The organism is Pseudomonas sp. DTU12.3 (assembly GCF_004124275.1).
Taxonomy (GTDB): Bacteria; Pseudomonadota; Gammaproteobacteria; order Pseudomonadales; family Pseudomonadaceae; genus Aquipseudomonas; species Aquipseudomonas helmanticensis.
Genome location: NZ_CP027218.1, coordinates 1915934 through 1935094 on the forward strand (window position 1 = coordinate 1915934; position 19161 = coordinate 1935094).

A 19161-nucleotide genomic window follows, 5' to 3' on the forward strand; every position below is an offset into this window, starting at 1 on the left:
GGTAACCTATGCAGCTGTTTTTTTGCATATCTTCGAGGTAGCACCCGTGTTTTCCCAATTCGCCCTGCACGAACGCCTGCTTAAAGCTGTGGCCGAGCTGAAATTTGTCGAGCCAACGCCTGTGCAAGCCGCGGCCATTCCGCTGGCGCTCCAAGGGCGTGATTTGCGGGTGACTGCGCAAACCGGTAGCGGCAAGACCGCCGCTTTCGTTCTGCCGATCCTCAATCGCCTGATCGGCCCGGCCAAGGTCCGCGTCAGCATCAAGACGCTGATCCTGCTGCCGACCCGCGAGCTGGCCCAGCAGACTTTGAAGGAAGTTGAACGCTTCGCACAGTTCACCTTCATCAAGTCCGGCCTGATCACCGGCGGTGAAGACTTCAAGGTTCAGGCCGCGATGCTGCGCAAAGTGCCGGACATCCTCATCGGCACCCCGGGCCGCATGATCGAGCAACTCAACGCCGGCAACCTCGACCTGAAAGAAGTCGAAGTACTGGTGCTCGACGAAGCCGACCGCATGCTCGACATGGGCTTCTCTGAAGACGTCCAGCGTCTGGTCGACGAATGCCCGAACCGTCAGCAGACCATGCTGTTCTCGGCCACCACCGGTGGTTCCGGCCTGCGCGAGATGATCGCCAAGGTGCTGAACAACCCTGAGCACTTGCAGCTCAACGCGGTCAGCCAGCTGAACTCGACCACCCGTCAGCAAATCATCACCGCCGACCACAATCAGCACAAAGAGCAGATCGTGAACTGGCTGCTGGCCAACGAGACGTATCAGAAGGCGATCATCTTCACCAACACCCGCGCCATGGCCGACCGCATCTACGGCCGCCTGGTGGCTCAGGAATACAAAGCGTTCGTGCTGCACGGCGAGAAAGACCAGAAGGATCGCAAACTGGCGATCGACCGTCTGAAGCAAGGCGGCGTGAAGATTCTCGTGGCCACTGACGTTGCCGCCCGTGGTCTGGACGTTGATGGTCTGGACATGGTGATCAACTTCGACATGCCACGCAGCGGCGACGAGTACGTGCACCGCATCGGTCGTACCGGTCGTGCCGGCAACGACGGCCTGGCGATCTCGCTGATCTGCCACGGTGACTGGAACCTGATGTCGAGCATCGAGCGCTACCTGAAGCAGAGCTTCGAGCGCCGCACCATCAAGGAAGTCAAAGGCGTCTACGGCGGGCCGAAGAAGGTCAAGGCCTCGGGCAAAGCCGTTGGCGTGAAGAAGAAAAAGACCGACGCCAAGGGCGACAAGAAGAAAACTGCCGCCAAGACGCCGACCAAGCGCAAGAGCGCCAACCGTCCGAAGCCGGACTCGTTGGTCAGCAGCGACGGCATGGCACCGCTCAAGCGCCGCAAGCCAGCAGAGCCTGCGGCTGAGTAAGGCGTTTCAAGCGTGCATAAAAAAACCCGGACAATGTCCGGGTTTTTTTTTCCTCCATCAATTGCCGAGTTGACCGCTGGTGTCCGCGTCGAAGCGTCGCTTGGCTTGATCAGCTGCCGGTTTCAAGGCAGCGAGCAATGCCGCTTCGCCGTGCAGCTGCATGACCCCGAATGCTTTCGGCGTCGGTTCGATCGGGATCAGCACATCCTCACCGTCGCCATGCAGCCAGATCGCGACAACGTGCAGCGCCGAAACGAACAGCACGCGCAGTTCGACGGTTTTGCCCTGGAGCTGCGGTGCTTGTTCCGCCAGTTTCAGCGCACCTACCGCAGCGGCGGCGTGATCGCCATGGTTCAACGAGGCGAACTCGACATGCCCGCGAACCTCGGCCAGTTGCGCATCGGCAATCGTTACGCCATCGGCAAACACCAAATAATGCCAGTCGCCGATTCGTGCGTCTTTCAGCCCTTTGCCGTTGCTCAGGTCATCCAGACTGAGCGAATAGCCTCGATAGGCCTCGCTGAGACTGATCTTCGCCGGCGCCGCATTGGCGAACTGCCGATTGGCACCAAAACCCTGGGTTTGCAGCGCGGCTTGCAGCGCCGGGCGCAAAGTCTGTACGCCGTTGGAAGGCGCCTTTGGATAAGTCAGTTGCATGATGTCGCCCTCCTAGTTTTTCACGGTGAAGTAGGTATGAGTCCAGTTGCCGCCGCCGTTGTAAGCACGGGGAAAGGCATTCAGCGCACGCGTCGAATAGCCGTAGATCGAGTCGGCGACCAAAACGTAATCGCCGTTGGTGCCGTAGATCGTCAGGAAATGCGCGCCGCCGCCGTACCAGGCGCAGCGCAGACCGACCGGGCGGCCCATGCTGATCTGGTTCTGGATGGCCGACATCTGCAGCGAACCCTGATTCATGCCGTTGTAGCTGCGGGTGGTTTGCAGAGCGGAATCCAGGTAGCCGTAGACGTTGCACGGCCCCGGCTGATTGCAGCAGTTACGGTCCAGCTGGGTGCTGGCGACACCGCACTGAGTCCAGTTGCCGGTGCCGTAATAGTTGCCGACCGAGGCGGAAACGGCGGCCCAGCACCAGTTGGTCTGAGTCTGTTGCTGCATGTTGAAGTTGAGACTGCCAGCGGCGAGGGCGCTGATTTTTTCAGCCGCTTCGACCTCGACCAGTTGCGGGTCGAGCAATCGGCCAAGCAGACATCCTGGCAGTGTCTCGGCGGTAAAGTGTGTTGCTTCAGTGGTTAGCATTTTTCAATCCTCCATGAATGAAAACAAGCGTCCAGCTTGTGTGGGTGTTGCGGTATTACAGAGCGATCGGCGTTAAAGGGTTGCCATCTCCGATAGCGGGTGCCGATCTCCTTGCTCGATGTAACCCTAGCCATGAATATGCGTTTGTGCAAATAAATAAATGCATTTATGCATTTTCAAAGTCAAAAGATCGCAGCCTGCGGCAGCTCCTCCGTGGTTTGTGTAGGAGCTGCCGCAGGCTGCGATCTTTTGATTTTGCTATTAGCCCTCGGTTTTTTTCTCGGCCGAATCCAGCTCTTTCAACCGCTGATCAATCAATTGGCACTTGTCCGGCAAATCCGCACTGGCCGTGCCCAGATCCATCTTCTGCAACTCGGCATTGATCTCCTTGGCCTTGGCCGGATTCTGTTCGGTGAGCTTGGCAACTTCCTTGGCCAGTTGTTCGCGTTTGGCGGTGGCCTCTTCCGGCGTACAGGCCCAGACGGGCAGGGCACAGGCAAGAGTGGCGGCGAGAGTGAGCTTGATCAGGGTTTTCATGGGGAGGGCCTCAGTTCCGGTTAAGGCGGGTTAACCGGTTGAGGCTGCAATGAGCAAAAAAGTTCACTGGGATAGACGGCTCAGCCTTGTTTCACCAACTCGCCTTCAAGTTGCTTCATGCCTTCCGGGGTCGAATAAAGTACTTCCAGCGACGCCACCTCATCAAGTTGCTGCGAACTCAAAACCCCTTCTTCGGTTTTCAGTTGCTGCTGCATGGGCTGACGAATATTGTCGGGCAGGTCTTGTTTGAGCGCTACTCGCAACATGGCGCATGCCTTGGTTTTGCTTTTGCTGAAACCCAAACCATTGTCGAGACGGGCAGCCAGTGTGACTTGAGAAACGGCATGTCCCTGAAGGGCCGCCTGGAGATACCAATGGCTGGACAACCGATTGGGGCCGCCGTCCTGCCCCGAATAGAGCAGGCCCAACACAAACTGCGCGGTCTTGCGGCCATGCTCCGCCGCTTTGGTATACCACTGCAGCGCGGTCGCGGTGTTTTTTGGCGAGCCGATCCCGTTCAGCGCAGCACCACCGAGCATTTCCTCGGCTTGATCTTCGCCGAGTGCCGCCGCCTGCTGCAGCAGTTCGATGGCTTTTTTCTGATCCTGGGGAATGCCTTCACCAAAGAGATAGATCGTTGCCAACAACGTGATCCCGCGGTCATTTCCCTGGGCCGCGGCTTTTTCAGCCAGTTCGAATGCTCGGGCAGGGTCCTGTTTTACCCCAGTTCCTGATCGATACAGGTAGCCCAGTTCGACTCGCGAGTTCGCATAACCTTGTGCTGCTGCCAACGATAAAAGGTGGGCCGCTTTGACAAAGTCCTGTGGCTCATCAATCCCGGCGAGCGCCAACAGCGCCATGAAGTGCTGAGCCGGTGCATAACCCTGGTCGGCTGAGTGAGTGAACAGTTTACGCGCGGCCACGGTGTCGATTTCGACGCCTTGCCCGTACTGAAGCCGTCTTGCCAACTGGTATTCGCTAATGGGATCGCCCTTGTTGGCCGCGTAGCGGAACCATTCAGTGGCTTTCGCCGGATCAGGTTTGCCAAAAATGCCTTCCTGATACGCCGACGCAATCAGCGTCGCCGGGCTGTAAGACGTCTTGACGAAAAATACTGGAATGCTGATGAGTACGAGAGCGAAACAGGCGAACAGAATCAGAGCGAGACGACGATACATGGCAGCCGTTCATGTTTGGGAGGAGCGCGGATTATAGCGGCGCTGATCGTGCTTGCGACCAGCACCATACGCACAATCAGGCTATTTGCTATGACAGCAACCGGAGGGGGGCTGCGTCTCGTATCGATCATGATGCCGAACCCACTCCATGATCTCGTCTTCATTCCTGCCCTTGGGCGTGAGGTCGAGGTAGTTGTAGGCGCCGACCAGCATGTCGAGACCACGGGCATAGGTTGAATAGGTATGGAAGATGTCGCCATTTGCGTCGCGATAGAACACGCTCAGCCCGGGCATTTCTTCCTCGGCACTGTCAGTTTTTTCGTAGTTGTAGGTAGCCGTTCCCGCCGCGACATCGTCGGCACGGGCGCACACGCCGAAGTCATAGTTGAAGTCGCAGCCTTCTGACGACACCCAGTCGAATTTCCAGCCCATCCGTTGTTTGAACGCCTGAAACTCGTTGAATGGCGCATGGGACACAGCCACCAGTGCAATGTCGTGATGCGCCAGATGCTGGTTGGCGCCATCGATATGGTCACTGAGGAAAGAGCAGCCCTGACAACCCTCCTGCCAATCCTTGGCAAACATGAAGTGGTAAACGATCAACTGGCTGTGTTTGCCGAACAGATCGGCCAGTTTCAATTCGCCGCTCGGGCCTTGAAAATGGTAATCCTTGTCGACTTTCAGCCATGGCAACGCGCGACGTTGGGCGCTGAGGCGGTCGCGTTGTTGGGTGAAGGCTTTTTCGTCGGCGAGATGTTGTTTGCGGGCGGCGAGCCATTCTTCGCGCGATACCACCGGATGATTCTCAACGTTCATGATGATTTCTCCTGCGGGGTTGAAACCGTCTGTTTCAGACTAGTCGTTTAACCCTCCGGCAAATCGACAGACCGCCGGTCGGTCGTCGCGCAACATGCGGCTGAACGGCTGCGAGCGGCTCCGGTCACAACCTATGAACGCGCCATAAATCACGCGCACCGGAGGTTGAATCAGGATGACGACTTATAACTGGGATTTGATTGAGCGCTTGCTGCATGAAGTGCAAAACAGCGCCGGCCATAGTTTTGCCCCTCGTGCCTACGCCGAAGACTATGCCGCAGCGAAAGCCAGCGCCGGCGAGCCGATCGACAACCTTGACCATCTGAAAACGCTGGCCTGCGACTATGAACGCTTGCTGTTGTTGCGTGGCTACATCGCGCCGCGTCCGGATGAAGAGGGCAGCACCGGCAACAATTTTGTCCTGACGCAACGCGGTTCGAGCCTGCTGAGCCTGATCGACAGCAGCATTCCCGGCAATGACCATCCGCGTCAGGTGCTGGATGAGCAGGAAGATGCGCTGGCCGAGGCGACATTTGACCAAGTGGCCTCAAAAGCCCAGATCGCCTGAATCAAAAGATCGCAGCCTGCGGCAGCTCCTACACGGATCTCTGTAGGAGCTGCCGAAGGCTGCGATCTTTTGATCTTCTAATTCTGCTTCACGGCCTTGAGGCATTTCAGGTCATTGAAGTCCTTACGCACCCCCTCGATCTTCTTCAACAACCGCTGCCGCTGTTGCGGCGTACTCTCGGCCATTAAATCCACCGCCAGCGCGCGCGCCTGCGCTTCAGTATCGGCGTAGGCCTTGCGGTAATCGGCTGTCCACAAGCTTTCGCGATTGACCAGCAGCGTCTCGATTCTCTTTGGAAATTCGGGACTTTTGCGCTGCGCCACGGCGGCGCTGAATTGCTTCTGCCAATGCTCACGGTTGGCGATCCATTGCGTATTCTGATCACCCAAAGCGGTCGACCAGGCCATCACTCGTTGTTCCTGAGTTGCGCTCAATGGTCCGAGCCAGTCGTTCAAGCGCTTGTCCATGCGTGCGCCGCGCTCGGCGATTTGTTGATTCAGCGGGGGCTTGAGGTATTCCTGCTGGCGTTTGCGCAAATCCTTGGCAAACGCATCATTCATTTCGGCCACCTGCTTGTCGTCCAGGCCTTGCAGCAATTGGATGGCCGACGGGGTGATTTCCTTCGCGGTTTCGGCGATGGCTTGTTTGGCCTCCGCCGTCCGCGCCTGCAGTGCGGCGTCGGTGACCTGATTGCTCTCGACCATCGTTTGCAGGCGATCGAGCCAATCGAGATAGCCCGGCAGTTGCGTGGTGCAATGCCAAGTGAGGTGTTCCTTGAGACGCTCGTTGAACCAGTCTTTCTGCTCGCCGTTCATGTCCACGTAGTCGCTGAGCGTCCAGGGAATGATCACGTCGAGGTTGCGATAGGCGAGGCCGACACGGCTGCAGGCGCCGAGGGCGAGGGTAAACGTCAGCAGAACGGCAATGTGTTTGAACCAGCGAGACATGGGCGAATCCTTGCGTTGGCCTGGCTTCGAAAGTCTGATTCTTATGTGATGCAGGATGCGCGCGGCAGTTCAGCCGATCAATAGAACGCGCGTTCGGCCTTGAGGGTGACGAGGCCGTCGCATTGGCTGTTGTGCCCGGAATAGGCCGAGCAATCGCTGCCGCTGAGGCTGGAGTTGCTGTAGATCAGGTCAAGGTCGACGCCCATGAACGGCCGCGACAGTTGTACTGACCAATCGGTGAAACTGCTGACATAACCACCGTCCACGGCGACTGGCGTGTTCAATTGGTGGGTGGTGTATTTCATGCTGACGCCAATGCCGAACGGCTGATTGCCGCCAAGGTCGGCAAACAGGGTGTTGTTCTGTTTATCCGGGTCGTTGCTCAAAGCCACGCCGAAACGGCTGCCGAGCAGAGTCAGGCCACCGAACAGCTCCTGGCTGTCGAGGGTTTCCACGCTGGGATAGCTGTAGTGGATCATGCCGACTTCGTAGCCGAGGGTTTGATCGAAGGGTTGTTTAAAACCGACGTAGGAATCGATTTCGAGATTCTTGCCCGGCGTGATGCCCATGCTCGGTGCGTATTGGCCGACATAGAGGCCGCTGTCGTGGCTCAGATCGAGGCCGCCATGAAACGAACCGGCCGCCGAGGGTTTGACTAGGCCCTGGGCCATGCTGCGCGTTGGCGTGGTGCCGAGCTTGAGGTCGAAGTCACCCATTTCACGCTGGAAAACCTGCGCGTGTGCGGTCGGGCCGGCCAACAGGCCAACGAGAAATAAACAGGATGTTTTACGCATGCGTCACTCCATGAACAGCGAGCGCAGGACGGCGGGCCTGCTGAAACGCTTGATCCAGACGCGTGCAAGGATACCGGCGAATGTTCGGCATTGATGGCCGTTCGTCGATTTTCAGAATTTTCGGTATTTGATTTGTTTAAAGCGGGGAGGGTGTTTCGCGGTGCCAGTCCAGGCGCTTCGAAGCTCAAAGCGCCTCTGGACGGGTGTAAAACCGGGTGTTACTTCTTGCCCAGGCTGATCTGCTTGGACGGGCCGAACGTCTGGCCACTGACGCCTTTGGCAATTTGCTGGATCTCGCCGCCGGACTTGAGGAACGCTGCGATCTGATCGTTGATCGATTCGCTGGTTTCAACGGCTGGAGCTGGCTTTGCTTTGCTGGTGGATGCTTTTACACGCATGGCGGCCATTAACCTGTAGAAAAGTAACTCGGCCAGGCATCGTACAGGAATAACTTGACAATTGCTTGGTAAATATCCCCCGGAATAACCAAGCGGCGTGCTGCATTATTCTCGATTCAATATTCGAAATAACCCGCTAACCTGCTGTTTTAAATAAGAACACTAATGAATCCTGGCGGTGTGGCAATCTGCCGCGAGGGCGCATAACCGACTGACGGGCGGCAGCGCGTGTGATAGTGATCAAGAAAATTCAAGGCTTTGCGCGGATTTCCCGCAAAGCGCCGATCAGCCGGCGAACCTTGCAGGCAAAACCGGGTAGAATGCCGCCCACGCAATGAGGGTTCTGGAAATGGCTTTAGTCGGGCGTTACAACAGTTTGCAAGTGGTTAAACACACTAACTTCGGTTTATATCTGGACGGCGGTGCCGACGGCGAAATTCTTTTGCCCAACCGTTATATCCCTAAAGATATTCCCAGCGAAGATGAAGACTGGCTCAACGTATTTGTTTATCTGGACAGCGAAGACAAACTTCTCGCTACCACTGAAAAACCAAAAGTTCAGGTCGGTGAATTTGCCAGCCTGAAAGTTGTTGAAGTCAACAGCATCGGCGTGTTCCTCGATTGGGGGTTGCCGAAGGATCTGTTGCTGCCGTATTCCGAAGAGAAACGGCAAATGACCGCCGGCGAATACTGCGTGGTGCACGTCTATCTCGACAAGCACACCCGCCGCATTACCGCCACCGCGCGGCTGGATCGCTACCTCGACAAGACCCCGGCCAACTACAGCCAGGGCCAGGAAGTTGACCTGCTGGTTGCCGAAGCCACCGAGATGGGCTTCAAGGCGATCATCAACAACAAGCATTGGGGTTTGATTCACAAGAACGAAATCTTCAAGTTCATGCGTGCCGGCATGAGCGAGAAGGGCTACATCAAGGAAGTGCGTGCCGACGGCAAGATTGCCCTGAGCCTGCAACCGGTTGGCCAGGAAGCGGCCAGCAGCCTGAACTCGAAGATCCTCGCCAAGTTGCGTGACAACAGCGGCACCCTGCCGGTCAGCGACAAGAGCGATCCGGCGCTGATCAGCAGCCTGTTCGGTGTCAGCAAAGGCAACTTCAAGAAGGCCATCGGTGCGCTGTACAAGGAAGGCAAGATCGTCATCCACGCCGATCGCATTGAACTAACCTGAGCCACCGCTGGCCCGATGTAGGAGCTGCCGCAGGCTGCGATCTGTTGATCTTGTCTTTTAAAAGCAACATCAAAAGATCGCAGCCTGCGGCAGCTCCTACATGAGGAAGTTGCTATGAAGAAGGCACTGATTGCCTATGTTGCAACGCTGCTGACGTTTCTGCTGCTCGACGGCATCTGGCTCGGCCTGTTGATGGCGCCGACCTATCGCGAGCTGCTCGGTTCGCTGATGCTGGAAAAACCGCTGCTGGTGCCCGCAGCGGTTTTTTATTGCCTGTATGTTTTTGGTTGCGTGGTGTTTGTGGTGCTGCCGGCGCTGAGTTGGCAGCGGGCGGCGAAGATGGGCGCGTTGCTGGGGCTGGTGGCGTATGGCACGTACGACCTGACCAATTGGGCGACGCTGCGCGGCTGGTCAGTTCAGGTGACGTTGATGGATTGGGGTTGGGGGACGTTTGCCACTGCTGTGGCTTGTACCATCGGGTTTTTGTTGTCGAGGCGGTTTGGAAAGTCTGCTCGGTAATATGTGTTGGCAGTGCCGGCCTCTTCGCGAGCAGGCTCGCTCCCACAAGGGAATGCGTTCAACTGTGGGAGCTGGCTTGCCAGCGAATGGCGGCGCAGCCGACAGCCATTCACCGCTGACGCCACTGAAGAACTGAATGTCTTTTCCAGACGGCTTTTTCCGTCTGACTGATTGATAATCCCCGCACTGTTATTGACCATTGGATGGCCTGCCATGTTGTGTGTGTTCGAGGTGTTGCGGTGAGTGTCGATCGGCGTAACGCCGACCGTTTTGCCTTGCAGGTGATGATCGGCCTGTGCCTGATCTGGGGCGTGCAGCAAGTGATGATCAAGTGGGCCGCGCCGGACATTGCACCCGTGATGCAGGCTGCCGCGCGTTCGGGGATTTCCGCGTTGCTGGTCGGGCTGCTGATCTGCTGGAAGGGCGGCTGGGATCAAGTCGGCAACACTTGGCGCGGTGGTTTGCTCGCCGGTGCGCTGTTCGGTCTGGAGTTCTTCTTCATTGCCGAAGGCCTGCAACTGACCACTGCCGCGCATATGTCGGTGTTCCTCTACACCGCACCGATTTTTACCGCGTTGGGGGTGCACTTTCTGTTGGCCAGCGAGCGCCTGCGGCCGGTGCAATGGCTGGGCATTCTGCTGGCGTTCATCGGTATCGCGATTGCTTTCGCCGGCGGCGTGTCGTGGGACAACCTCGACCGGCGCATGCTGCTGGGCGACGCCTTCGGTGTATTGGCCGGTGCCTGTTGGGGCGCGACCACCGTGGTGGTGCGTGCCTCGCGGCTGTCGGAAGCGCCGGTGACATTGACCCTGTTCTATCAGTTGATCGTCGGCTTCGTCGGTCTGCTGTTGATCGCACTGTTCAGCGGTCAGATTACCCACGTCAGTCTGACGCCCGTGGCCGTGGCCAGTGTGCTGTTCCAGGGGCTGGTCGTATCGTTCTTCAGTTATCTGGTCTGGTTCTGGCTACTGCGGCGTTATCTGGCGGCCAACCTGGCGGTGTTTTCCTTCATGACGCCGTTGTTCGGCGTCACTTTCGGCGTGTTGCTGCTCGGCGAACAACTGACCCTGAACTTCGTCGTTGGCGCAGTGCTGGTGCTGCTCGGCATCACCTTTGTCAGCGCCGAGCAGTGGGTACGTCGGCGTTTGCGCAAAGCGCTCGGCCAGCACTGACCGATTGCATCGCCAGGCCGCCGGCAATCAGCAAACCGCTGCCGGCGATCACCAACGCCGGATGCAAACTGCCGCTGTAATGACTGCTCAGTGCCGCCAGTAAGGGGCCGCTGAGTTGACCGACGGCGAAGCAGGCGGTGAGCATGCCGGCATTGCGCTGGGTGGCGTGCGGCGCCAGCTCTCGCGAGCGCTGCATCACCAGTTGCATGCACGCAAGGAACGGCGTGCCGCAAAGAATTACGCCCAGTGCCAGACCGAGGCCACTGCCCAGCAGACAGGCAAACACCCCGGCGGCTTGTAGCCATAGTGTCGCCGTCAGCCAGTGCCGGGTGGTCTCAGGGTCATGTTGGCGCAAGCTCACCAGCAACACACCGATTGCTGCACCCAAACCAAAGCACGGCCAGAACAAATCGGCCTGCCATTGCCCGTGAAACTGCGCATTGGCCATTTGCGAAAGAAACGTCGCCGGGATGATGTAACCCACGCCATACAGCGCATAGATCAGTGCCAGACGGCCGATACCGCGATGCGACGGACTGACGTGAGCCGCGACGGTTGATGCAGCGGCGACCGGTTGCGGCAGAATCCGCCACACCCCGAGCAGCATCAGCAACGCGGCCACGGCATAAATCAGCCACAACGTCGCCGAGGTCTGCTGCAGCAGGTGTGAGACCAGCGCCAGCAAGCCTGTGAGAAAAATCCCCAGACCCGGTCCGGCAAATACCAGCGCACCCAGCCTCGGACGACCGGCTGCCGCCGCCAGCGGCTGACTCAACGATGTGATCATCACCAACACCCAGGCACTCGCCACCCCGGTGCCGAAGCGCAGCACCAGGTGCGACCAGAACCCGTCAGCCCAGAACGATGCCAGCGTCAGCAGCACGCACAACCACAGCCCACCGTGCAGCCGACGCTGCACTTGCTGCGGGCGATGCGCGAACATTGCATCCACCGCGCCCAACAGGTAACCAAGGTAGTTGGCCGCGGCAATCAGACCGGCGGCAGTCAGGTCGAACTGGCCTTCGCTGAGCAGGTGCGGCATTTGCGGGGTGAGGGCGAAACGCCCGATGCCCATGGCCATCATCAGGGCGACGAAGCAGGCGCACAGGCGCGTCAGTGGTGACATGGTCGGATTTCCGTTGAAAGCTGTAATGACCGTCAGGCTAGGACTGATTGACTTTCTTTAAAATTGAATAATAGTGAGTAACTTGTTCTGTTCTGGAGAAAGGTTGTGGAGTTCAGCCAACTGCGGATTTTTCAGGCCGTGGCCGAGGAGGGTTCGATTACCCGTGCCGCCGAACGCCTGCACCGGGTGCCGTCGAATCTGTCGACTCGGCTCAAACAGCTCGAAGAGCAACTCGGCGTCGAACTGTTCCTGCGCGAGCGTCAGCGCTTGCAGCTATCGCCAGCGGGCAAAGTCCTGCTCGACTACACCGGCAAACTGTTTGCATTGCGCGATCAGGCCAGTGCGGCAGTGATGGGTGGACAGCCGGCGGGGGATTTTATCCTTGGCACCATGTACAGCACGGCGGCGATTCATTTGCCGGCGTTGCTGGCGCGCTATCACAAGGCGTATCCGGCGGTGAATCTGCAAGTGCAGTCGGCGCCGAGCGGTGAGTTGCTCGAAGGTCTGCTCACCGGGCGGCTGGATGCGGCGCTGGTGGATGGCCCGCTGGAATTGGCCGGCCTTGATGGCGTGCCGTTGTGCGAGGAGCGGCTGGTGCTGATCACTGAAATCGATCATCCGCCAGTCACGAGTGCCCGGGATGTGGAGGGGCGTTCGGTGTTCACCTTTCGTCGCGGCTGCTCCTACCGCATGCGCCTGGAAGCGTGGTTTGCGCATTACCACGCATCGATGGGCCGGGCGATGGAGATCGAGTCGTATCAGGGCATGCTCGCCTGCGTGATTGCCGGCAGTGGCGTGGCGCTGATGTCGGAGTCCATGCTCGCCAGTCTGCCGGGGCGCGATAGCGTCGCGGTGCATCCGTTGGCCGAGCCATTCGTGGGTGCGACAACATGGCTCATGTGGCGCAAGGGCATGGTCGGCGCCAACCTGAACGCCTGGGTTGAGGTGCAGCAAGCGGTCTATCCTGCGGCTCAGATCGAAACCCGCGAAACAGCGTGAACCAATGTCGGCAGACTCTGTTCAATTCAGTAACAGATCATTGCGGATTTGGCCGAGCATTGCGTAGGACTTCGGACTATTATCAGTGCGAAGCGGCCTCAGAATTCCGGCCGCTCAGCACCACCCTGAAGGGGGCATGACGATGAAAGAGAAAATTCAAAACTGGCTGCATGATTTGGGTGTTGCCCTCGGCTTGATCGAACCGCCTCTGCAACCTGTACCGATCCGCACGGACGACGAACAGCGTCGGCGCCAGCCTCGTCGGCGGTAGTGCATTAATAAAAGATCAAAAGATCGCAGCCTGCGGCAGCTCCTACACGGATCAATGTAGGAGCTGCCGCAGGCAGCGATCTTTTGCTTTCAATGCCGGCCAATTTCAAGCAAGAACCGGCTCAAGTCATTCACGGTCCTCGCGGTCTTGAGCATGCGGTCTTCCTCGGCGGTGAACGCCGTCAGTCCGAATTCATCTTCCAGATGAAAGATCAGATCCTCGATATCGGCTTTCTCCAGACCCAATTGCACCAGGCTGGTGTGGTCATTGAATTCGCGGTTTTCCAGCAAGCGGCGGATGAACCGGTGCACCGCGGCACGCACGGCAGCTCTTCTCATGGCAGATAGTTCTGATAGTTGTTCTGCTTGAGTGAAGCAGGCCTCAGGCGTGCCCGCGCAACCATTCGTCAATCATCGAGCGCAAACGCTCTCCGGCAAAACTGCCGAAATGCCCGCCATGCACGGTGCGGATCGGCAACGCCTGCAAACGTCGCAGACTGGTGGCGTAATCCTGCAGATTGGAATGGTAGGCGTCTTCGATCAGCGGCCCGTCGTAGATGATGTCGCCGCTGAACAGGGTTGCAGTCGCCGCCTCGTACAGGCTGATTCCGCCCGGCGAGTGCCCCGGCGTGTGCAGCACTTGCAGCGTGCGATTGCCCAGATCGAGCACATCGCCGTCCTCGACAAACCCGGTCGCGGGCGCGGCTCTGACCCGGTATTCGGCGTAGCACAACGGGCAATCCGGATGCGCCTCGAACATGTCGTCACCGACGAAGGCGCGGCTCAGATCATTCTCGCCATCCGGTGCCGCAAGGATGTCCGCTTCGGCGCGATGCACCAGCCGCTCGTCAAACTCATGATGCTCGGCGATGTGGTCGAAGTGGCAATGACTGGCGACTGCCACCAATGGCCGTTCGGTAATCCACGGCAACTGCTCGCGCAGGCTGACCAGCCCTGAGCCGCTATCCAGCAAAAGGTCTTTGTCGCGGCCTTGAATGTGCCAGAGGTTGCAACGGTAGAACGGGCGGATATACGGCTCGTGAATCAGCCGAATGCCATCGCCCAAACTCTGCACTTCAAACCACTGATCGCGCGAAACGATCTTCATATTCACTTTTCTCCAGACAAAAAAAACGGGTGTGGCAACCGACGCCACACCCGTCGAAGAAAGCATCAAGTCGTTACATCAAAGCTTAGATCGCACTCGCCACTGTCGCCGGGCGCGGGGAGATCAGGCTGACCACCACGAAACTCACCAGACCCACAGCCAGGCTGTAGTAGATCGGCGTGTTCGCATCCAGACCGTCCTTGAACATGAACAGCAACGCCGTGGCAAAGCCCAGACCCATGCTGGCGATGGCGCCGGCCGTGGTCGCGCGTTTCCAGAAGATCGCCCCCATCAGCGGGATCAGCATGCCGCCCACCAACAGGTTGTAGGCGAGGGTCAGGGCGCTGATCACATCGTTCACCACCAGCGCGATACCCAGCACGACCACACCGGTGAGCAGGGTGAACAGGCGGTTGATGCGCAGGCTCGACGGTTTGCCGCCACGCAGTTTCGGCAGCAGGTCTTCAGTCAGGGTGGTGGCCGCAGCGAGCAGGCCGGCGCTGGCGGTGGACATCATCGCAGCGAGTGCCGCAGCGATCACCAGACCACGGATGCCGTCCGGCAGCGACAGTTTGACGATGGCGGCGAAGGCGTTGTTGACGTTGTCCAGATCCGGGATCAGCACGTGAGCGGCCATGCCGATCAGCGCGCAGGCGAGACCGTAGACGATGCAGTAGACGCCCGCGATGCTGCCAGCGTACTGCGCGATTTTGGCGGTTTTGACGGTGAACACCCGTTGCCAGATGTCCTGACCGATCAGGATGCCGAAGAAGTAGATCATGAAGTAGGTGATGATCGTGTCCCAGCCGATGGTGGTGAAGCTGAAGGCAGTCGCCGGCAGTTTCAGCACCAGTTCGTCCCAACCGCCAACGCGGTACAGGCAGATCGGCAACAGGATGAACATCAGGCCCACGGTCTTGATGATGAACTGGACGATGTCGGTCAGGGTCAGCGACCACATGCCGCCGATTGCCGAGTACACCACCACCACGCCACCGCCGAGCAATACCGAGATCCAGAACGGCAGGCCGAACAGCACTTGCAGCACGGTGCCGATGGCCAGAATCGAGGTCACGCCGATCATCAGCGCGTAGGCCAGCATGATTGCCGCGCTCGCCGAGCGGGCCATCGGGTTGTAGCGTTTTTCGAGGACCTGGGTAACGGTGTAGATCTTCAGTTTCAGCAGCGGTTTGGCGAGGAACAGGTTCAGCGCGACGATGCCGCAACCGAGTGCCGCGCACAGCCAGAAACCGGAAATGCCATGCACGTAACCCAGACGCACGGTGCCGACGGTGGACGCGCCACCGAGTACGGTCGCGGCCATGGTGCCCATGTACAGGCTTGGGCCAAGGTTACGACCGGCAACGAGAAAGTCCTCGTTGGTCTTGGCCTTGCGCATGCCGAAATAGCCGAGCAAAAGCATGCCGGCGGCGTAGATGAGGACGACGAATAAATCCAAAGCCATGATGGCGTGTCTCCGATTGTCTTTTTTATGGTGAGGCCAAAATCATTTCCCTTGTAGGCCTTCGCCTGCTCGCGATAGCGGTCTTTCAGTCACATCGATGTTGGATGTGCTGCAGTCATCGCGAGCAGGCTCACTCCTACAGGGTTTGTGTTTAATCAGGCGGCTTGGCGCAGTTCAGGTTTCTCTATGACTTGGCTGCGCACATCCTTCGGGCCGAACACTTCCCGGGGTTCCGGGAACAGGCTCAGCAGCGTCAGGTACACCACCGAAGCCAGGCCCAGGGTCACCGGCAAGCTGATGTCGATGCCGCCGGCCATTTCACCCAACGGGCCAACGAACTGCCCCGGCAAGTTGACGAAGCACAAGCCAACCGCCGCGCTCGGGATCCACGCACCCAGACCGCGCCAGTTCCAGCCGTGGCTGAACCAGTAGCGTCCGCCCTGTTCGCCGCGCGTGAACACTTGCAGGTCATCCGGGCAATAGAAGCCGCGACGCACCAGCAGACCGATGATCATGATCACCATCCATGGCGTGGTGCAGGTGATGATCAGCACGGCGAAGGTCGACACGCTCTGCACCAGGTTCGCGGCAAATCGGCCGATGAAGATGAAGGCAATCGACAGCACGCCGATCAGCAACGTCGCTTTCACTCGCGAGAGAACACGCGGGAACACGCTGGACATGTCCAGCCCGGTGCCATACAGCGACGTGGTGCCGGTGGACATGCCGCCGATCACCGCAATCAGGCACACCGGCAGGAAGAACCAGCTCGGCGACACCGCCAGCAAACCGCCGACATAGTTGTTCGCCGCGATGTAGTCCGGCGCCTTGATCGCGACGATGGTCGCGGTGGTCAGGCCGAACAGGAACGGGATGAACGTGGCGATCTGCGACAGCACCACCGCTGCCATGATCCGCTGCTTGGAGGTGTCACGCGGGATGTAGCGTGACCAGTCACCGAGGAACGCACCGAAGGAAATCGGGTTGCTCATCGCCACCAGCGCAGCGCCGATGAACGCGGCCCAGAAGCCCGGCTGACCGAGGTTCACCGTACCGGCGTAGTTCACATCGAAAGGACCGGCGAAGGCGAAGATGCCCAGCAGGAATAACAGGCTGGCGCTCCACACCGCGATCTTGTTCACCCACAGCAAAAAGCGGAAGCCGTAGATGCACACGGTCAGCACCAGGATCGCGAACAGACCGTAGGCCAGGCCCAGGGTCAGGTCGGTTTCCGGCAGACCGATCAGGCGTTTTGCACCACCGATCAGCGCATCCCCCGAACTCCACACCGAGAGCGAGAAAAACGCGATAGCGGTCAACAGCGACAGGAACGAACCGACGATTCGCCCGTGCACGCCGAAGTGCGCACCCGACGACACGGCATTGTTGGTGCCATTGAGCGGGCCGAACAGGCCCATCGGTGCGAGGATCAGCGAGCCGAGCAGCACGCCCGACACAATCGCCCAGACGCCGGCCTGAAAAGACAGACCGAACAGCACCGGGAAACTGCCGAGCACGGCGGTGGCAAAGGTATTCGAACCGCCGAAGATCATCCGGAACAAGTCCGTCGGGCCTGCGCTGCGTTCGTGGTCCGGGATCTGTTCGACCCCGTGAGTTTCAATTTGCGTAAGGCTTTGGTCGTTGTTGTTGTTATTCATGATCTGCTCCGATCATAAAGGCGCGCTCATCGTGCGTGAGCGTCACCTGTCTTGGCTAAGGGGATGGCAGCCCTTCCGGCATTGCGGACAAATGTTCGTGGCAGGCCAGCCAATGGCCTTGTTGTTCTAGGCTCGACGCGTGTTTCTTGAAAACAATCGTCTCGCGCTCCTGGCTGAAGTGTTGCTCCCCTTGCATGCGCAGCTCGGTGGCCACGTCATGGATGAAAATCGCCACGTCACCTTGCAGGCTGACGAAGGCGTTGCTCGAGGTGCACGCAAGCACCTCGAAGCCATCCTCGGTGCGCCAGCTGTCCCACAAGGCCTGATAGGCATCGCGCGACAGCAACGGCTGTTCGAGGGTGTAGAAGACGAAACTTGCATCGGCGCTGAACGCGCCGAAATAAGCTTCGCGATCGTTACGGGCAAACGCGGACACCAGTTCGGCGGCCGCTTGCAAAACCTGATCACGTTCGTTCATGACCCGAACCCTCAGCGATGGACCACGCCAGGCAGTACGCAGAGCATTTCGTACAGCAGGTTGGCGGCCAGCAGCGAGGTGTTGCCGGAGGTGTCGTAAGCGGGCGAGACTTCTACCAGATCGCAACCGATCAGGTCGAGGCCTTGGCAGCCACGAACGATTTCAATTGCCTGAATGGTCGTCAGACCACCGATTTCCGGGGTGCCGGTGCCCGGTGCCCAAGCCGGATCGATGCCGTCGATGTCGAAGCTCAGATACACCGGACCGCCGCCGACTTTCTCGCGAACTTCAGCCATCAGCGGCGCCAGCGACTTGTGCCAGCACTCTTCGGCTTGTACGACGCGGAAGCCCTGATCGCGGCTCCAGTTGAAGTCATCAGCGGTGTAACCCTGGGCGCGCAGACCGATCTGCACGACGCGGTCGCAATCGAGCAGACCTTCTTCGACGGCGCGACGGAAGGTCGTACCGTGGGCGATTTTCTCGCCGAACATGTGATCGTTGACGTCAGCGTGGGCATCGATGTGCACCAGACCGACCTTGCCGTGTTTCTTGTGAATCGCCCGCAGGATCGGCAGGGTGATGGTGTGGTCGCCACCCAGGGTCATCGGGATCACGTTGTGCTCGAGGATGTTGTCGTAGGCTTCTTCGATGATGCGCACGGCGTCGAGCAGGTTGAAGGTGTTGATCGCCACGTCACCGATGTCGGCCACGGCCAGCGAGTCGAACGGCGCAGCGCCGGTCGCCATGTTGTACGGGCGGATCATCACCGATTCGGCGCGGATGTCGCGTGGCCCGAAGCGGGTGCCGGGGCGCAGCGAAGTCCCGATGTCCAGTGGCACGCCTACGAAGGCAGCGTCCAGGCCGGCAGCGGTCGGTACATGGGGGAGTCGGAGCATGGTGGCGATGCCGCCGAAGCGCGGCATTTCGTTGCCGCCCAGTGGTTGGTGAAGAATCTTGTCCACGGGTAAGGCCTCATCGTCTTTGTTTTATTTATGTCGGCGCGCCGTACAGCACAGGTCCGGGCGCCGCTGTGGGGCCGATGATGCGAAATGTAGTGCGGGGAAAGAATCGCTACGGGCAAAAACTTAGTTCAGATTTTTCTAAACTAATGGCGACGCCGGGATTAGACTTTGGCGGATTCGAATGGTGTGTCCGGCTGGGGATTGTTGCCCTCACCCCAGCCCTCTCCCCCAGGAGAGGGAGCTGATCTCCATTGCTTTCAAATCCTGAGTTCGACTCGATATCGCAGGTCGGCGTAAATCCTCATAACAGCTCGGTAGGCTCCCTCTCCCTCCGGGAGA

The 19161-nt window shown here is 59.0% G+C and carries 22 protein-coding genes; 7 read left to right on the forward strand and 15 right to left on the reverse strand.

The genetic code is table 11. From position 1 onward, the window contains the following. The first annotated feature begins 46 nt into the window (after positions 1–46). Positions 47–1387, forward strand: a complete 1341-nt coding sequence (locus C2E19_RS08815; RefSeq protein ID WP_129390653.1) for a DEAD/DEAH box helicase — start codon at positions 47–49, stop codon at positions 1385–1387. A gap of 57 nt (positions 1388–1444) precedes the next feature. On the opposite strand, the gene C2E19_RS08820 is transcribed toward C2E19_RS08815, so the two are convergent. The 5 genes from C2E19_RS08820 to C2E19_RS08840 form a co-directional block, all read right to left on the reverse strand. Further along, a complete protein-coding gene (locus C2E19_RS08820) occupies positions 1445–2044 on the reverse strand; it encodes a hypothetical protein (RefSeq protein WP_129390657.1) in 600 nt (199 codons plus the stop codon). 12 nt (positions 2045–2056) lie between these two features. After that, a complete protein-coding gene (locus C2E19_RS08825) occupies positions 2057–2641 on the reverse strand; it encodes a papain-like cysteine protease family protein (protein ID WP_129390660.1) in 585 nt (194 codons plus the stop codon). 261 nt (positions 2642–2902) lie between these two features. Next, entirely contained in the window at positions 2903–3178 is a 276-nt protein-coding gene (locus C2E19_RS08830) for a hypothetical protein (RefSeq protein WP_129390663.1), read from the reverse strand. Between the two features lie 80 nt (positions 3179–3258). Continuing rightward, entirely contained in the window at positions 3259–4356 is a 1098-nt protein-coding gene (locus C2E19_RS08835; protein WP_129390666.1) for a tetratricopeptide repeat protein, read from the reverse strand. Positions 4357–4437: 81 nt separating this feature from the next. Continuing rightward, positions 4438–5172 carry a thioredoxin family protein gene (locus C2E19_RS08840; protein WP_129390668.1) on the reverse strand — a complete coding sequence of 245 codons (735 nt, stop codon included), beginning with the start codon at positions 5170–5172 and terminating at the stop codon, positions 4438–4440. A gap of 175 nt (positions 5173–5347) precedes the next feature. Between C2E19_RS08840 and C2E19_RS08845 the strand changes: the two genes are divergently transcribed. Further along, complete coding sequence (locus C2E19_RS08845) at positions 5348–5740, forward strand: transcriptional regulator (protein ID WP_129390671.1); 393 nt, start codon at positions 5348–5350, stop codon at positions 5738–5740. Between the two features lie 77 nt (positions 5741–5817). Here C2E19_RS08845 and C2E19_RS08850 read toward each other — a convergent pair whose 3' ends face one another. The 3 genes from C2E19_RS08850 to C2E19_RS08860 form a co-directional block, all read right to left on the reverse strand. Continuing rightward, the gene (locus tag C2E19_RS08850; RefSeq protein WP_129390674.1) at positions 5818–6687 is read right to left on the reverse strand and encodes a DUF6279 family lipoprotein; all 870 of its coding nucleotides are present in this window, start codon (positions 6685–6687) and stop codon (positions 5818–5820) included. 77 nt (positions 6688–6764) lie between these two features. Next, a complete protein-coding gene (locus tag C2E19_RS08855) occupies positions 6765–7481 on the reverse strand; it encodes a TorF family putative porin (protein ID WP_129390677.1) in 717 nt (238 codons plus the stop codon). 218 nt (positions 7482–7699) lie between these two features. Next, positions 7700–7888: a hypothetical protein gene (locus tag C2E19_RS08860; RefSeq protein ID WP_016985943.1), complete on the reverse strand. Its 189-nt coding sequence runs from the start codon at positions 7886–7888 to the stop codon at positions 7700–7702. A gap of 340 nt (positions 7889–8228) precedes the next feature. Here C2E19_RS08860 and C2E19_RS08865 point away from each other — a divergent pair, with 340 nt between their 5' ends. The 3 genes from C2E19_RS08865 to C2E19_RS08880 all read left to right on the forward strand — a co-directional run bounded on the left by C2E19_RS08865 (position 8229) and on the right by C2E19_RS08880 (position 10756). Then, complete coding sequence (locus tag C2E19_RS08865) at positions 8229–9065, forward strand: S1 RNA-binding domain-containing protein (RefSeq protein WP_129390679.1); 837 nt, start codon at positions 8229–8231, stop codon at positions 9063–9065. A gap of 114 nt (positions 9066–9179) precedes the next feature. Then, positions 9180–9584 carry a DUF2177 family protein gene (locus tag C2E19_RS08875; RefSeq protein ID WP_129390682.1) on the forward strand — a complete coding sequence of 135 codons (405 nt, stop codon included), beginning with the start codon at positions 9180–9182 and terminating at the stop codon, positions 9582–9584. Positions 9585–9823: 239 nt separating this feature from the next. After that, on the forward strand, positions 9824–10756 hold the full coding sequence (locus C2E19_RS08880) for a DMT family transporter (protein WP_129390685.1): 933 nt from the start codon (positions 9824–9826) through the stop codon (positions 10754–10756). Here the strand turns inward: C2E19_RS08880 and C2E19_RS08885 are convergent. Beyond that, entirely contained in the window at positions 10701–11882 is a 1182-nt protein-coding gene (locus C2E19_RS08885; RefSeq protein WP_129390688.1) for an MFS transporter, read from the reverse strand. The two genes, C2E19_RS08880 and C2E19_RS08885, sit on opposite strands and share 56 nt — an antisense overlap. Positions 11883–11987: 105 nt before the next feature. On the opposite strand from C2E19_RS08885, the gene C2E19_RS08890 reads away from it, so the two are divergent. Next, positions 11988–12881 (forward strand): LysR family transcriptional regulator, encoded by an 894-nt coding sequence (locus C2E19_RS08890; protein WP_129390691.1) that lies wholly within the window; start codon positions 11988–11990, stop codon positions 12879–12881. Between the two features lie 142 nt (positions 12882–13023). Beyond that, complete coding sequence (locus C2E19_RS29290; RefSeq protein WP_003184145.1) at positions 13024–13152, forward strand: PA1414 family protein; 129 nt, start codon at positions 13024–13026, stop codon at positions 13150–13152. An 89-nt stretch (positions 13153–13241) separates the two neighbouring features. On the opposite strand, the gene C2E19_RS08895 is transcribed toward C2E19_RS29290, so the two are convergent. From C2E19_RS08895 to speB, 6 genes are all read right to left on the reverse strand, one after another. Continuing rightward, entirely contained in the window at positions 13242–13490 is a 249-nt protein-coding gene (locus C2E19_RS08895; protein WP_129390694.1) for an acyl carrier protein, read from the reverse strand. Positions 13491–13533: 43 nt separating this feature from the next. Beyond that, positions 13534–14259: an MBL fold metallo-hydrolase gene (locus C2E19_RS08900; RefSeq protein WP_129390697.1), complete on the reverse strand. Its 726-nt coding sequence runs from the start codon at positions 14257–14259 to the stop codon at positions 13534–13536. A gap of 85 nt (positions 14260–14344) precedes the next feature. Next, positions 14345–15724 carry a sodium:solute symporter gene (locus C2E19_RS08905; protein WP_129390700.1) on the reverse strand — a complete coding sequence of 460 codons (1380 nt, stop codon included), beginning with the start codon at positions 15722–15724 and terminating at the stop codon, positions 14345–14347. A 155-nt stretch (positions 15725–15879) separates the two neighbouring features. Further along, positions 15880–17382, reverse strand: coding sequence for a cytosine permease (locus C2E19_RS08910; protein ID WP_129390704.1), 1503 nt, complete (start codon positions 17380–17382; stop codon positions 15880–15882). Between the two features lie 55 nt (positions 17383–17437). Continuing rightward, positions 17438–17860 carry a nuclear transport factor 2 family protein gene (locus tag C2E19_RS08915; RefSeq protein WP_129390707.1) on the reverse strand — a complete coding sequence of 141 codons (423 nt, stop codon included), beginning with the start codon at positions 17858–17860 and terminating at the stop codon, positions 17438–17440. An 11-nt stretch (positions 17861–17871) separates the two neighbouring features. Then, positions 17872–18822 carry an agmatinase gene (speB, locus tag C2E19_RS08920; RefSeq protein WP_129390710.1) on the reverse strand — a complete coding sequence of 317 codons (951 nt, stop codon included), beginning with the start codon at positions 18820–18822 and terminating at the stop codon, positions 17872–17874. Positions 18823–19161 lie beyond the last annotated feature (339 nt).